This is a genomic window from Caulobacter sp. AVps16, assembly GCF_058681455.1.
Genome location: NZ_CM178739.1, coordinates 3,305,605 through 3,319,210 on the forward strand (window position 1 = coordinate 3,305,605; position 13,606 = coordinate 3,319,210).

The following is a 13,606-nucleotide window of genomic DNA, read 5'->3' on the forward strand; positions in this document are numbered from 1 at the left end:
GTGGGCTGAGGGGGCGCCTCAGCCACAAGATGTAGCGGCTGGGCGGGGCGTTTCCTTCTCCGGAACTCGCTGATTGATTATGGATTTTGGTCATGAACGGCAGTGAAGCGGCGAAGACGACGGTGCTCCCCCAGGGCCGCACCGGGGGCATGAAGGTCTCTGAACGGCCGAAACTGGCCCTGGTGCGCAAGGTCCAGGTGGACCGCTCGCGCGACGCCCTGCTGACCGACTTCGGCAAGACCACCCTGGAAGACCGCTATCTGCTGCCCGGAGAATCCTACCAGGACATGTTCGCCCGCGTTTCGACGGCCTTCGCCGACGATGCCGACCACGCCCAGCGCGTCTATGACTATATGAGCCAGCTTTGGTTCATGCCCTCGACCCCCGTGCTGAGCAACGGCGGAGCCGAGCGCGGCCTGCCGATCAGCTGCTTCCTGAACTCGGTTTCCGACAGCCTCGACGGCATTCTCAGCGTCTGGAACGAGAACGTCTGGCTGGCGGCCAATGGCGGCGGCATCGGTACCTACTGGGGCGGCGTCCGGTCGATCGGCGAGAAGGTCAAGGGCCAGGGCCAGACCAGCGGCATCATCCCCTTCATCCGAGTCATGGACAGCCTGACCCTGGCGATCAGCCAGGGCTCCCTGCGCCGCGGCTCGGCCGCCGTCTATCTGGACATCCACCACCCGGAAATCGAAGAGTTCCTGGAAATCCGCAAGGCGTCTGGCGACTTCAACCGCAAGTCCCTGAACCTGCACCACGGCATCTCGATCACCGACGAATTCATGCACGCGGTCCGCGACGGCCTGAAGTTCGGCCTGCGCTCGCCCAAGACCAATGAAGTGCTGCGCGAGGTCGATGCCCGCGCCCTCTGGCAGAAGGTGCTGGAACTGCGCCTGCAGACCGGCGAGCCCTATCTGATCTTCTCCGACACCGTGAACCGCGCCATGCCCCAGCACCAGCGCGAGCTGGGCCTGTCGGTGCGCCAGTCCAACCTGTGCAGCGAGATCATGCTGCACACCGGGGTCGACCATCTGGGCAATGACCGCACCGCGGTCTGCTGCCTGTCTTCGGTCAATGCCGAGACCTTCCTCGAGTGGCGCGACCATCCGATGTTCATCGAGGACATCATGCGCTTCCTCGACAACGTCCTGCAGGACTTCATCGACCGCGCACCCGATGCCGCCTCGACCGCCGCCTATGCTGCCATGCGCGAGCGTTCGGTGGGTCTGGGCCTGATGGGCTTCCACAGCTTCCTGCAGAGCCAGAACGTGCCGTTCGAGAGCGCCCTGGCCAAGAGCTGGAACATGCGGATGTTCAAGCACCTGCGCCGCGAGGCCGACAAGGCGTCGATCACCATCGGCGAGGAAAAGGGCCCCTGCCCCGACGCCGCCGACCGGGGCTCGATGGAGCGCTTCTCGCACAAGCTGGCCATCGCCCCGACCGCCTCGATCTCGATCATCTGCGGCGGCACCTCGGCCGGCATCGAGCCGATCCCGGCCAATATCTATACCCACAAGACCCTGTCGGGCTCCTTTGCCGTCAAGAATCCCTATCTGGAGAAGCTGCTCGAGGAGAAGGGCCAGAACACCGATGCGGTGTGGGGTTCGATCCTGGAGAACGAAGGCTCGGTCCAGCATCTGGACTTCCTCAGCCAGGACGACAAGGACGTCTACAAGACGGCTTTCGAGCTGGATCAGCGCTGGGTGGTCGAACTGGCCGCCGACCGCACGCCGGAAATCTGCCAGAGCCAGTCGGTGAACATCTTCCTGCCCGGCGACGTCGACAAGTGGGACCTGCACATGCTGCACTGGCAGGCTTGGGAGCGGGGCGTCAAATCCCTCTACTATCTGCGCTCCAAGTCAGTTCAGCGGGCCTCCTATGCCGGCGCTGAGTTCGCGGCAGAGACCTCCGGCGGCTTCGATGTCGCCGAAAAGACCGATTACGAGGAATGCCTCGCCTGCCAATAGGCAGAGAGGATTCCGGACAGAGTTCAGCGGCGGCAGGAGGCAATCTCCTGCCGCCGTTTACTTTTCGGGAACAGTTTCGGGACGAGGCTGTTAATCCTGTGAGCTTTCGTCGCGGTAGACAGCCGGAAATAACGCGATAGGCTCCTGTCAATTGGGATTGGGGAATCCAGGTGCGGATCAGGGAAACGTCTCTTTCCTCGCTCTGTCTGACGATCGTGACCGCCGTCACGGCGACCGCGTCCCTGTCCGTTGCCGAGGCCGCGCCCAAGGCCACCAAGTCTGCAAAGCCGGGCAAGCCCGCGGCCGCCAGGCCCGTTCAGACCGAGTCTGACCGGTTCAAGGTCTCCCCCGTCGCCGCTGAACCCATGAAGCTGAGCCTGCGCGAGGTCCGTCCGACCGACGCCGCCGGCTTCGCCCCGCGTGAAATCGCCTCACCAGAGGCCAAGGTCGAAGGCCAGTTCGCCCTCTCGCCCGCCGCCACCTATGGCGATGTGCGCCTGCTGGATGCCGATCGCTATTACGACGGCCGCGGCCCGGTGAGCTGGCGGTCAAATGCCTTCGTGGTCGGCGAATCCGATGGCGGTGCCGTGGACTCGGTCCGGGTCTCGGTCGCGGCAGTGGCCCGCAATGCCGCCGTCGCTCCGCTCAGCCTGGTGCGCCCCGACGCTCACGCCTTCGACGCCGAAAACATCGACGTCACCCTGACCCGGGGCTGGCCCTCGGCGGTCAAGCTGGCGGCCGGCAAGTTCGCCCTGGATGTCTCGCCCCATGCCGGCTTTGGCTTTGGCGACGCCGGCGGTTCGGCCGAAGCCGGGGCAACGGTACGTCTGGGCAAGAATATCGAAGATCGCGTGACCGACTCCCTGGGTCTGCGCGACGGCGACGAGGCCTTTGGTCCGCGCGGACGCTGGTACGTCTTCGCCGCCGCCAGCGGCCGGGCCGTGGGTCTGAACATGTTGCGCGGCCAGAACGGCGACTGGAGCCGGGCCGGCATGAGCGCCGACGTCAACAGCAAGCTGATCGGTGACGCCCAGGCCGGCGTGGCCTGGCGCAAGGGGCCGATGCAGGCGTCCGTCGGCTATATCCATCGCGAGATGAAGGCCAAGGACGTGATCATGGGCATGGCCACCCAAAAGGACTCGATGGTCGCCCTGTCCTTCAGCCTGAAGCCGAACTGGTAGGCCCGGCCTGCGCCAAGGCTTGAGTTTCCGGCCGCGATCATGCAGCTAGCCTCGACCCCGTCCACGAGCCGTCCGAAGACATGAGCGACAGCGAGCCCCCGCGCCGCAAGATCTTGAGCCTCAAGAGCGGCATCGCCGCTCCCGGAGGCCCCAAGCCGCTGGAGCGCATCGCCCGGCCGACGCGCCCGGTCATGCCTGAACCGCCACCCCCGCCGCCACCGGCCGTCGGCGACTGGAAGTGCAAGCCCTGCGGGACACGTTTTGACCCTTCGCCCGACCTGGCCGACGACGACTCCGTGCGCTGCCCGTCGTGCAATGCCCGCCTGGGCCTAGCCTCCGATTTCCGCGCCGAACCGCCGAATGTCGACAAGCTGCGGGCCCGCTGGCTGAAGAAGGCCTGAAGCGAGAGGCCCGCCCTCGTCCATCCATCCTAGTCCAGAACGTCGGTCGGTCCCGGATCGCTGTCGGCCCGGGCCGGCTGGCGGCGAAACAGGCCGCGCCAGCCGCTGGGCTCGGCCGAAGGGCTGGCCCATATGGCATTGGCCGCCGCCAGGCGCTCACCCTCGTCGAAGATGCTGCGCATGGCAGCCGTATCAAACTTCAGCAGGTTCAGGCCGTCGAAGCTCGACGGGATCGAGGTCACGCTGAGCGGCAGGTTGTGGCGCGCACAGAAGCCCGAGGCCAGGCTCAGGGCCTGACGATAGGAAAAGCGCAGCATGGTCTCGAAGCTGCGCCCCATGATCGAGGCCACACCCGGCGGCGTCGAGCGCGGCAAGGGCTCCAGCACCGTATTGACGATCACATAGACCCGCCCGCGCCGCAGGCGCTGGCCGAGATTGCGCCAGTGCAGCAGGGCGTCGGGCATCAGGAACAGGGGCGCGGCCACCCCGCCGTCCACATGCATCTCCTGATAGCGCTCGCCACCGGCCTCGACGTCGAAAAGCTTGGGCGGAAACAGACCCGGCACCGTCGCCGAGGCGACCAGGACGTCCCGGAACAGGCGCACGGCAGCCTCGCCGCCCTTGGCCGCGATCGCGCCCATGTCCCAGATGGTGGCCTTCTGGTTGTCGAGATTGGTCGTGGCGATCAGCAGGCGACGGCCGCGGGCGTGCTCGCGGGCCACGGCATTGATCACCACCTCGTCGATGAAGGGCGCGACCAGGGCCTCCAGGCCCTCGCCCTTGAACAGGCTGGGCCCGAGACCGCCGGCAAAGCCCTTGAGGCTGAGGAGTTCAGCCGCATGGCCGCCGACATAGGCGTCGGTCAGGCGTTCGTCCCAGGCCGAGCCGAGGAAGGCCAGGGGCGCAATCAGGGCCCCGGTGCTGACCCCGGTGACGATGGCAAATTCGGGCCGTGTCCCCGCCTTGGACAGGCCGGTCAGCACGCCGGCCCCGAAGGCCCCGCCGGACGCACCGCCTGACAGGGCGAGGATGTTGAAGTCGTCGCGGCCCAGCAGGGAGCGGGTCGGCGCCAGGCGGTCGGCAACCGCGTTCAGGGCCTGGTCGGCCTGGTCGGCGGTCAGGCGCACCCCTGGAAAGCCGACAATACTGGCGAGGCTTTCAGCCGGAGGGGCGTTGAGCCGCTTGCCCTTCAGGGGGTCGGGCATCTTGAGGTCGCGGAACAGCTCCTGGATCGCGTTCCGGGCAGGCTCGGGCGGTTGGCTCAAGCGGGCCTCACGCGTGCGAACCGGCCAGCACCACCCCGACCAGCACAGCGGCATAGTGCAGGCCCGCTCCGCCGATCACATGGCCATGCCAGATGGCGCGGCGGAACTTCAGCTGCCGCATCAGATAGAAGATCGTGCCTGTGGAATAGACCACGCCGCCGATGGCCAGCAGCAGCAGGGCCACCCAGGACAGGCCGTCGATCATCGGCTTGATGGCGACCAGCACCAGCCAGCCGAGGGCCAGGTACAGGCCGACCCAGAAGCGCTTGTCGAGACCCGGCAGGAACAGCTTGGCCAGAACGCCGATCCCGGCCACGGTCCAGACGGCCGAGGTCATGCCGATCGCCCACCAGCCATGCAGGTTCTGGGTGGTGAAGGGGGTATAGGAGGCGGCGATCATCACGAAGATGCCGGCATGGTCGAAGCGGCGCAGCAGCGGCCGCCAGCGGGCCTTGGCGAAGTTGTAGGCCGTCGACAGCGACAGCATCAGGATCAGGCCGACCGTATAGACCGACACTGCCGCCACGCGCTGCAGGTCGCCCATGCCGAAGGCCAGGCCCAGCAGGATGCCGCCGCCGAGCAGGGCGCAGGCCAGGCCGGCCAGGTGAACGATCAGGTCGGCGCACTTGGCACCGGCGGTCGGGTAGTGGGTGGTAATGTCGGTCATGGGCCCAGTCTAACCGCAGCAAGTGACGTAAGAACGACGATGATCATGGCGCCGAAAGGGCGGACGGTCGTCAGGAAAGCAATCCGTGGACCCCGTCAAAGGCCAGCTTTCCGCCGACCGCGACCAAAAGGACATAGATCACCCGGTAGAAACCCTCCGCCGGGACCCTGCGCACCAGCCAGACCCCGGCCCAGGTCGAGGCTATGGCCAGGGGCAGCAGCACGCCGGCCGTAGCCAGGACGCCGGGCGTCAACTGGCCCAGGGCGAGATAGGCCGGAACCTTCATCCAGTTGACCACCGCGAAGAAGACGGCGCTGGTGCCGATGAAGCGGTCGCGCGGCAGGCGCAGCGGCAGGACATAGATCTGGAACGGCGGTCCCCCGGCATGGGCGATCTGACTGGTAAAGCCCGTCGCCAGGCCGCACAGCACGCCCAGCCAGGGCCGGCCCGCCGTGGTCCCGACCTGGTCGGAGACCTTGACCACCCGCTCGGCCCACAGCCGTTGCAGGGCAAAGACGATGGCGATCAGGCCGACGGCCAGTTCGACGGCGGCCGTGGACACGAAGGCCGCCAGGGCCACGCCAAGGCCGATCCCCACGGCGGCGGCCGGCAACATCAGCTTCAGCAGGCCCTTGTCCCAGATCTTGCGAAAGGCCCAGACGCTGACGACGTCCTGCACGATCAGGATCGGCAGCAGGATGGCGGCGGCCAGAACCGGCGAGACGGCCAGGGCCAGCAGCGGGGTTGCCACCACCCCGATCCCGGAGAAACCGCCCTTGGCCAGGCCCAGCAGGATCACGGCCGGGATGGCGACTGCATAGAAGAAGGGATCGGACAGCATGGCGGCGAGCCTTAACAGCTCAGACCCGGCGAGACCAATCGCCCGCGAGCGATGGGCCGCGAGCCTCTCGCCTGCGCCCGTCCTTAAGTAATCGCGCCGGATCCGGTCCGGGTCACCGCTGATTGACCCCGTCGCTGCCAGGTCCTAGGGACGCAGGATCATGCTCGCCCGTCGTGAACACTCCGGACCTGGTCTGCTCGTCGCCCTGCTGGCGGCGTTTGCGGTGATGGTCCAGACCCTGGCCCCGAGCGCCGCCATGGCCCGTTCGACCCAGGGCGGCGAAGCGATCATCATCTGTACCGCAGAGGGGGCCAAGCTGGTCCGGCTCGGCGGCGACGAGCCCCCGACACCGGCCAAGATCTTCGGCGGCTTCAAGTGCGGCCAGTGCGTGGCCGCCATCCCCGCCGCCCTCGTCACGGACCCGGCCGTCAGCATCGCGCCCGTCCGCTATGCCGTCCGCCTTGAGGTCGCTGTTGTGCGCGTCCTCGGCGTTCGCGGCCATGCCCGCGCCCCGCCCCGACCGCCCGGCCAGGGCCCGCCTGCCTTCCTGAACGCCTGACCCCCAAAAGCCCGCGCCACGGCTGGAGCCGTCGCGCGCCTCGTCACGTTTTCAGGTCTCCTTTCACGATGCCTCTCCCGTTCCGCCGCGCCCTCCTGCTGGGTGCCGCCGCCCTCTGCCTGGCCTCCGCCGCCCAGGCGTCCGATGCCAACCAGACCCAGGTCGATTCCGTCCTGGTCACTGCCCGTCCGGATCCGGAAGATCCACCCGCCGTCGCCCTGGCCCGCAAGCGCCTGTCGGAAACCCCCGGAGCGGTGGCGGTGATCGCCTCGGAAGCCTATGCCAACCGCTTCGCCCTGGGCCTCAACGACACCGTCCGCGACGTGCCCGGCGTGTTCGCCCAGAAGAAGTTCGGCGAGGATACGCGCCTGTCGATCCGGGGTTCGGGCATCGGCAATGCCAACCATAATCGCGGCACCCTGCTGACCCAGGACGGCGTGCCGTTGAACGACGCCGACGGCTATGGCGACTATCAGCTGATCGACCCGCTGCTGGCCCGCTTTACCGAGGTCTACAAGGGCGGCAATGCCCTGCGCTTCGGCGGCGCCCTGCTGGGCGGGGCGATCAATTTCGTCACCCCGACCGGCAAGACCGCCGGTGCTGACAATCTGGTTCGCGTCGAGGCCGGATCTTTCGGAACCGCCCGCCTGCATGGCGAGGTCGCCCGCCAGTTCGGCGACAGTGACCTCTTCGTCGGGGCCACCCTGTTGAACGGCGACGGCTGGCGTCAGCAGAGCAATAGCTCCGCCGCCCGGCTGTCGGCCAATATCGGTCACAGCTTCGGCGAGGACCGTGAGGTTCGGCTCTATGTCAGCGGCGCGGACCTGCGCCAGCAGATCGGCGGCTCCCTGACCCTGGCCCAGGCGCTGAACAGCCCGGAAAAGGCCGCCGCTGCCAATCTGGCCAATAATTACGGCCGCAACATGCGCAATGCCCGGGCCAGCCTGCAGGCTACCTGGCGGCTCTCCGACACCACTGTCCTCGAAGGCGGGGTCTATGGGGCCTGGCGCGACCTCGACCACCCGATCTTCCAGGTCATCGATCAGGAAAGCCGCAACTTCGGGGCCTTCGGCCGGCTGGACTGGACCGGTCAGATCGCCGGCCACGCCGCCGACCTGTTCGCCGGCCTGTCCTACCGGGCAGGCGATCTGGACGCCCGCCAGTGGCTGAACCTGCGCGGCTCCCGGGGCGCGGCCCAGGCCTTTTCCCGTCAGAACGCGCAGGCGCTCGACGTCTTTGCCGAGGGCCGGTTCTTTGTCACGCCCCGCGTCGCCCTGGTGGCCGGTGCCACCTACGGCACCGCCGAGCGTGACTATCGCGCCTACAGGCAGGCCGGGGTCGCCTCGAGCTTCGACCTGACCGCCCGCCGCGACTATGACTGGCTGGCCCCGCGCTTCGGCCTGCTTTTCCAGGTGGATCAGGACAGCCAGATGTTTGCCAACCTGACCCGCTCGGTCGAGCCGCCCAATTTTGGGGCCTATTCGCCCAGCGCAGCGGCGGGCTTTGCGCCGGTCGTGCCCCAGACGGCCTGGACCGGTGAGATCGGTGCGCGCGGCCGCAAGGGAGCCCTGACCTGGGACCTCGCCCTCTATCGCGCCGAGCTGAAGGACGAGCTGCTGAGCTTCGTGGTCGATCCCGCCCACCCGGCCGCCACCTTCAACGCCGACGAGACGGTGCACCAGGGCCTGGAAGCCGGCCTCGACTGGCGGTTTTCCAAGCGCCTGCGCCTGCGCCAGACCTGGGCCTGGTCGGACTTCCATTTCGAGGGCGACCCCCAGTACGGCGACAACAGCCTGCCGATCGTGCCGGAGCACCTGTACCGCGCCGAGCTGAAATATGAGCACCCGGCTGGCTGGTTCGTGGCCCCGGCCCTCGAATGGTCGCCGCGTGGCCCGTTCGTCGACTACCGCAACAAGGTCCGCGCCCCGGACCATGCCATCGCCTCGCTCGGGGCCGGCTATGTGCGGGACGGGGTGACGGTGTTCCTCGATGCGCGCAATCTGCTCGACAAGCGCTATGTCGCCACCGTCAATCCCCTGGCCAATCCGGCGGCCGTCACGGCGGCGACTGTCCAGAACACGGCCGCCTTCTGGCCGGGCGAGGGACGCAGCGTCTTCGTCGGCGTCTCGGGCAAGTTCTAGGAGTTCCCATGCACAGGTTCGCCCTCGCCCTGCTGGCGCTCGCCGCCCCCCTGCCTGCCCTGGCCCATGTGGTCGCTGCGCCGGATACGGCGCGGGCGGGCTCCTATGCCGCCGTCGCCTTCCGGGTGGGCCATGCCTGCTCGGCGGGCGACGTCACCCTGAAGGTCCGGATCGAGATCCCGCCGGGCGTTGTCTCGGCCCGCCCGCAGCCCAAGCCCGGCTGGACCTATGAGATCGAGCGCGAGGCCGGTGCCGATCCCAAGGCCGCGCCCTCGGCCGTGACCTTCAGCGGCCGCCTGCCCGACGAGGCCTTTGACGAGTTCGCGCTACTGATGAAACTCCCCGCCACCGGCGATACCCTGGTGTTTCCGGTGATCCAGACCTGCGAGAAGGGGGAAAGCCAGTGGACCGAGGTGACCTCCCCTGACACCCCGGGCGAGAAACTGTCCCGTCCCGCCGCTATCCTTCGACTGACGCCGGTCGAGCCCCAGCCCGCCACCCACCAGCACTGATCCCAAGGAGACCTTCCATGCCGAGCGCACGCTTCCTGGGCCTCGCGGCCGCCCTCACCCTCGCCCTGGCGACACCGGCCCTGGCCGGCGACTACAAGGTCGGGGCCCTGACCATCAAGTCGCCCTGGACCCGACCGGCCCTGATCAACATGAACGGCGTCGGCTTCATGACCTTCGCCAATGCCGGTCCGCGACCGGTTCGGCTGCTCAGCGCCGAAAGCCCGGTGGCCGGCAAGGTCGAGATCCATCAGTCGGCCATGGCCAATGGCGTCATGAGCATGCGTCGCCAGGACGACGGCGTGGTCATCCCGGCCGGGGGCTCCGTCGCCTTTGCGCCCGGCGGCTATCACCTGATGCTGCTGGGGCTGAAGCAGCCCCTGGCCCAGGGGCAAAAGGTGCCCCTGACCCTGGTGTTCGACAATGGCCGGCGCGCTGCGGTCGAACTGACCGCCCAGAGCGCGGCACCCCAGGCGGGACAAGGATCTGCCGCCGAGCCGCACCATCACTGATCGGGTCCCTTCGGGCTACATGACAAATTTGTAAGGGAGTAAAAAGGCCCACAGCGAGTCAGATTGCCGCCAACTCACACCAACGGATACGAGATCCATGAAACGAGTCTGGTTCGCTGCTGCCGCTGTGGCCGCCCTGTCGCTGTCGGCCTTCGGTGCCCAAGCCCAGGTCCAAGCCCACGATGACCATCAGTGCCTTGATGACGCCTGCACCACCCAGGCCCTGTTTGCCTCGGCCTCGGCCGGCGCGGCCGGCGACCTGACCTCGCTGGAGTCGCCGCGCTATGGTGCCTGGGGCTTCGACACCTCCGGCATGGACACCAGCGTCAAGCCCGGCGAAGACTTCTACAAGTTCGCCAACGGCGCCTGGGACGCCAGGACGGAGATCCCGTCGGACCGCACCCGCTATGGCAATTTCGACAAGCTGTCGGAACTGTCTGAAGCCCGCACCAAGGCGATCATCGAGGCTGCGGCCGCCAATACTGCCGCCACCGGCGACACCGCCAAGGTCGGCGCAGCCTATCGCGCCTTCATGAACGAGGCCCAGATCGAGGCGCTGGACGCCAAGCCGCTCGCGCCCTGGCTGGCCCAGATCAAGGCAGTCAAGACCAAGGCCGACTTCACCGCCCTGATGGGCAAGAGCAGCACCACGCCCTTTACCAGCCTGATCGGGGCGGGCATCCAGACCGACGCCAAGAACCCCAAGGCCTATGCGGTCTATGTCGGAACGGGCGGCACCTCGCTGCCGGATCGCGACTACTATCTGGACCCCAAGTTCGCCGACAAGAAGGCCGCCTATCTGGCCTATGTCGAAAAGATGCTGACCATGGTGGGCTGGCAAAAGCCCGCTGAGAGCGCCAAGGCCGTCGTCGATTTCGAGACCTTGCTGGCCGAGGCGACCTGGACCCGTGCCGAGCGCCGCGACCGGGACAAGACCTATAATCCGGCCACCCTGGCCGAACTTCAGGCCCTGACCCCGGGCTATGACTGGAACCGCTATCTGGCGACCTCGGAACTGCCCAAGGTCGACCGGTTCATCGTCACGACCAACACCTCGTTCCCGAAGTACGCCAAGATCTATTCGGAAACCCCGCTTGAGACCCTCAAGGCCTGGCAGGCCTTCAAGGTCACCGATGGCTCGGCCTCGCTGCTGTCGAAGCGTTTCGTGGACGCCAATTTCGAGTTCAGGGCCAAGACCCTGTCGGGTCAGCCCGAGCAGCGCCCCCGCTGGAAGCGCGGCGTCTCGGCCGTCAACGGCATGCTGGGCGAAGCGGTCGGCAAGGACTATGTCGCGGCCTACTTCCCGCCCGAGTCCAAGGCCAAGATGCTCGACCTGGTGGCCAATATCCGCGCGTCGATGAAGGTGCGGATCGACAACCTCGACTGGATGAGCGCTCCGACCAAGGTCATGGCCCAGGACAAGCTGGCCAAGTTCACGGTCAAGATCGGCTATCCTGACGTCTGGGAAGACTATTCCAAGCTCGAGATCAAGGACGACGACGCCTTCGGTAACGCCCAGCGCGTCGGCGTCTGGGCCTGGCGCAAGGACGTCGAGCGGCTGTTCAAGCCCGTCGACAAGACCGAATGGGGCATGACCCCGCAGACGGTCAACGCCTACTACAACTCGGTCAATAACGAGATCGTCTTCCCGGCCGCCATCCTGCAGGCCCCGTTCTTCCACCCCGACGCCGACCCGGCCATCAACTATGGCGGCATCGGCGGGGTGATCGGCCACGAAATCGGCCACGGCTTTGACGACCAGGGCCGCAAGTCCGACGGCGACGGCGTGCTGCGCGACTGGTGGACGGCGGAAGACGCCGCCAAGTTCAAGGCCCAGGCCGACCGTCTGGGTGCCCAGTACGGTGCTTTCGAGCCCCTGCCCGGCATGAAGCTGAACGGTGCCCTGACCATGGGCGAGAACATCGGCGACATGGGCGGCCTGGCCTTCGGCCTCGACGCCTACCATGCCTCGCTGAAGGGCCAGCCGGCCCCGATCCTCGACGGCTTCACCGGCGACCAGCGCGTCTATCTCGGCTGGGCCCAGGTGTGGCGGGGCAAGCAGCGGGACGAAGCCCTCAAGCAGCAGATCATCGCCGGTCCCCACTCGCCGGGCTACTACCGCGTCAACGGCACCATTCGTAACATGGTCGGCTGGTACAAGGCCTACGACATCAAGCCGGGCGACAAGCTCTATGTCGCGCCGGAAGAGCGCGTGAAGATCTGGTAGTCTCCACGAACCGTCAGACGACCGAGGGCCGGTGCGCAAGCACCGGCCCTTTTTCGTGGCTGCCCCCTGGGACCAGCATCGCAACCGGCCCCTCATGGAGCCAAGCCTTGCCCGGTCCGGCAGCCGCCACACACCTTCCGAATACCGCTCTAGAACAGCCGATCCTGCAGCCACAGGATGGCCGGATAGACCGCCAGCCAGGTCCAGAAAAAGCGGTTGAGGCCAAACAGCCAGGCATTGGCCAGGTGGAAGGTCGCGGCCACGACCAGTCCGACGATCAGGCTTTCCCGCGACAGCAACGTCAGGGGAAAGGTCAGCTCGAACAGCATCACACCCCAGGCCATGACCTGCAGCAGCTGTGGTCGGCCGGCCCAGCGGCGCAGGTCCTCGCTGACCGGATAGGCCGAGAACCGGAACACGTCGGCCAGGGCCCGGCCGTTGCGCCAGTCCGGATTGACCACCTTGACCCAGCCCGAGATGAAATAGGACAGCATCAGCTGCAGGCCCAAATAGGCAAAGACCAGTTCCTGCAGGGCCTGACTCGGCATGACCCGCGACAGGACCAGGCACCACAGGGCCAGCAGCCCCATCCGGTCACTGCCGCCATTATAGGGGCCCTGGAACCGGTCGAGAATCGGCAGGGAGACGATGGCCAGACCCAGCAGTCCGATCAGGCCGACCACCGGCCAGGCCGCCCCGGCCCCGATGATCACCAGGCCGCATAAAGTGATCCGGCCCCAGAACAGCGGGCGGTCGCGGCGGGGCCCGGCCAGATGTTCCAGGCTCTGCTGGATCAGGGCCAGGGCGAGAAGGGCCTCGGTCAGGCGGGCGACGCTGTCCAGGCTCATGGGACCGAGCCCCCAGCCAGGCGGCGCGGAGCAGACTGGAACAGCACCTCGCGCTGCAACTCCTGGCCCTCGCGGCTGACAAAGACCAGGCGGAAGCTCAGCCAGGGCTCATTGCCCGTAAGGCCTGCCTCAGCGCTCAGGTCGGCGGCCAGGCGGGCGAAGATCTCATCCTGGCTGTGGTCGGTCGGAGCCTGGATCAGCCGCTCAGCGCAGCTGACCAGGAACAGGGTCTCGTTCCAGCGCGGATTCCAGACCAGCCGCCGCAGCCGTTCGGCGACGGTCAGGCGCTCTGGCCGGGGCCGGAACTCGCGCCAGCCGTCTTCCGGCACGGCGGACGAAGGCCTCAGGGCATATTCGATGCGCGGCGAGGGCGCGATCACGTCAAAGAAGTTCCAGGACGGGATCAGGGCCGGCATCAGCAGGGCCAAGGGGTTCAACAGGCTCCCTCCGGATCGGATGCGGGCGAATCGACGGGCGGCCGGTTCGGC

At 67.3% G+C, this 13,606-nt stretch carries 13 protein-coding genes; 8 read left to right on the forward strand and 5 right to left on the reverse strand.

Annotated elements, in window-relative coordinates; genetic code table 11:
* Positions 1-86: 86 nt before the first annotated feature.
* From ACW17U_RS15925 to ACW17U_RS15935, 3 genes are all read left to right on the forward strand, one after another.
* Complete coding sequence (locus ACW17U_RS15925; RefSeq protein ID WP_166504106.1) at positions 87-1,967, forward strand: ribonucleoside-diphosphate reductase subunit alpha; 1,881 nt, start codon at positions 87-89, stop codon at positions 1,965-1,967.
* Between the two features lie 170 nt (positions 1,968-2,137).
* A complete protein-coding gene (locus ACW17U_RS15930) occupies positions 2,138-3,148 on the forward strand; it encodes a lipid A-modifier LpxR family protein (RefSeq protein ID WP_492053716.1) in 1,011 nt (336 codons plus the stop codon).
* An 80-nt stretch (positions 3,149-3,228) separates the two neighbouring features.
* Positions 3,229-3,549, forward strand: coding sequence for an FmdB family zinc ribbon protein (locus ACW17U_RS15935; protein WP_062143003.1), 321 nt, complete (start codon positions 3,229-3,231; stop codon positions 3,547-3,549).
* A gap of 29 nt (positions 3,550-3,578) precedes the next feature.
* Here ACW17U_RS15935 and ACW17U_RS15940 read toward each other — a convergent pair whose 3' ends face one another.
* The 3 genes from ACW17U_RS15940 to ACW17U_RS15950 all read right to left on the reverse strand — a co-directional run bounded on the left by ACW17U_RS15940 (position 3,579) and on the right by ACW17U_RS15950 (position 6,322).
* Entirely contained in the window at positions 3,579-4,814 is a 1,236-nt protein-coding gene (locus ACW17U_RS15940) for a patatin-like phospholipase family protein (protein ID WP_492053718.1), read from the reverse strand.
* A gap of 7 nt (positions 4,815-4,821) precedes the next feature.
* Complete coding sequence (trhA, locus tag ACW17U_RS15945) at positions 4,822-5,481, reverse strand: PAQR family membrane homeostasis protein TrhA (protein ID WP_492053719.1); 660 nt, start codon at positions 5,479-5,481, stop codon at positions 4,822-4,824.
* 70 nt (positions 5,482-5,551) lie between these two features.
* Entirely contained in the window at positions 5,552-6,322 is a 771-nt protein-coding gene (locus ACW17U_RS15950) for a sulfite exporter TauE/SafE family protein (RefSeq protein WP_492053721.1), read from the reverse strand.
* 160 nt (positions 6,323-6,482) lie between these two features.
* Between ACW17U_RS15950 and ACW17U_RS15955 the strand changes: the two genes are divergently transcribed.
* The 5 genes from ACW17U_RS15955 (at position 6,483) to ACW17U_RS15975 (ending at position 12,270) form a co-directional block, all read left to right on the forward strand.
* Positions 6,483-6,881, forward strand: coding sequence for a DUF2946 family protein (locus tag ACW17U_RS15955; protein ID WP_492053723.1), 399 nt, complete (start codon positions 6,483-6,485; stop codon positions 6,879-6,881).
* 68 nt (positions 6,882-6,949) lie between these two features.
* On the forward strand, positions 6,950-9,022 hold the full coding sequence (locus ACW17U_RS15960; RefSeq protein ID WP_492053725.1) for a TonB-dependent receptor family protein: 2,073 nt from the start codon (positions 6,950-6,952) through the stop codon (positions 9,020-9,022).
* Positions 9,023-9,030: 8 nt separating this feature from the next.
* Positions 9,031-9,534 (forward strand): YcnI family protein, encoded by a 504-nt coding sequence (locus tag ACW17U_RS15965; RefSeq protein WP_492053727.1) that lies wholly within the window; start codon positions 9,031-9,033, stop codon positions 9,532-9,534.
* Positions 9,535-9,551: 17 nt separating this feature from the next.
* Positions 9,552-10,043, forward strand: a complete 492-nt coding sequence (locus ACW17U_RS15970) for a copper chaperone PCu(A)C (RefSeq protein WP_492053729.1) — start codon at positions 9,552-9,554, stop codon at positions 10,041-10,043.
* 97 nt (positions 10,044-10,140) lie between these two features.
* Complete coding sequence (locus ACW17U_RS15975) at positions 10,141-12,270, forward strand: M13 family metallopeptidase (protein WP_062142983.1); 2,130 nt, start codon at positions 10,141-10,143, stop codon at positions 12,268-12,270.
* Between the two features lie 149 nt (positions 12,271-12,419).
* Here the strand turns inward: ACW17U_RS15975 and ACW17U_RS15980 are convergent, their stop codons facing one another.
* Together ACW17U_RS15980 and ACW17U_RS15985 are read right to left on the reverse strand one after the other, a co-directional pair.
* The gene (locus tag ACW17U_RS15980) at positions 12,420-13,118 is read right to left on the reverse strand and encodes an HTTM domain-containing protein (RefSeq protein ID WP_492053731.1); all 699 of its coding nucleotides are present in this window, start codon (positions 13,116-13,118) and stop codon (positions 12,420-12,422) included.
* On the reverse strand, positions 13,115-13,555 hold the full coding sequence (locus ACW17U_RS15985) for a hypothetical protein (protein ID WP_492053733.1): 441 nt from the start codon (positions 13,553-13,555) through the stop codon (positions 13,115-13,117). The genes ACW17U_RS15980 and ACW17U_RS15985 overlap by 4 nt, the downstream gene beginning before the upstream one ends.
* Positions 13,556-13,606 lie beyond the last annotated feature (51 nt).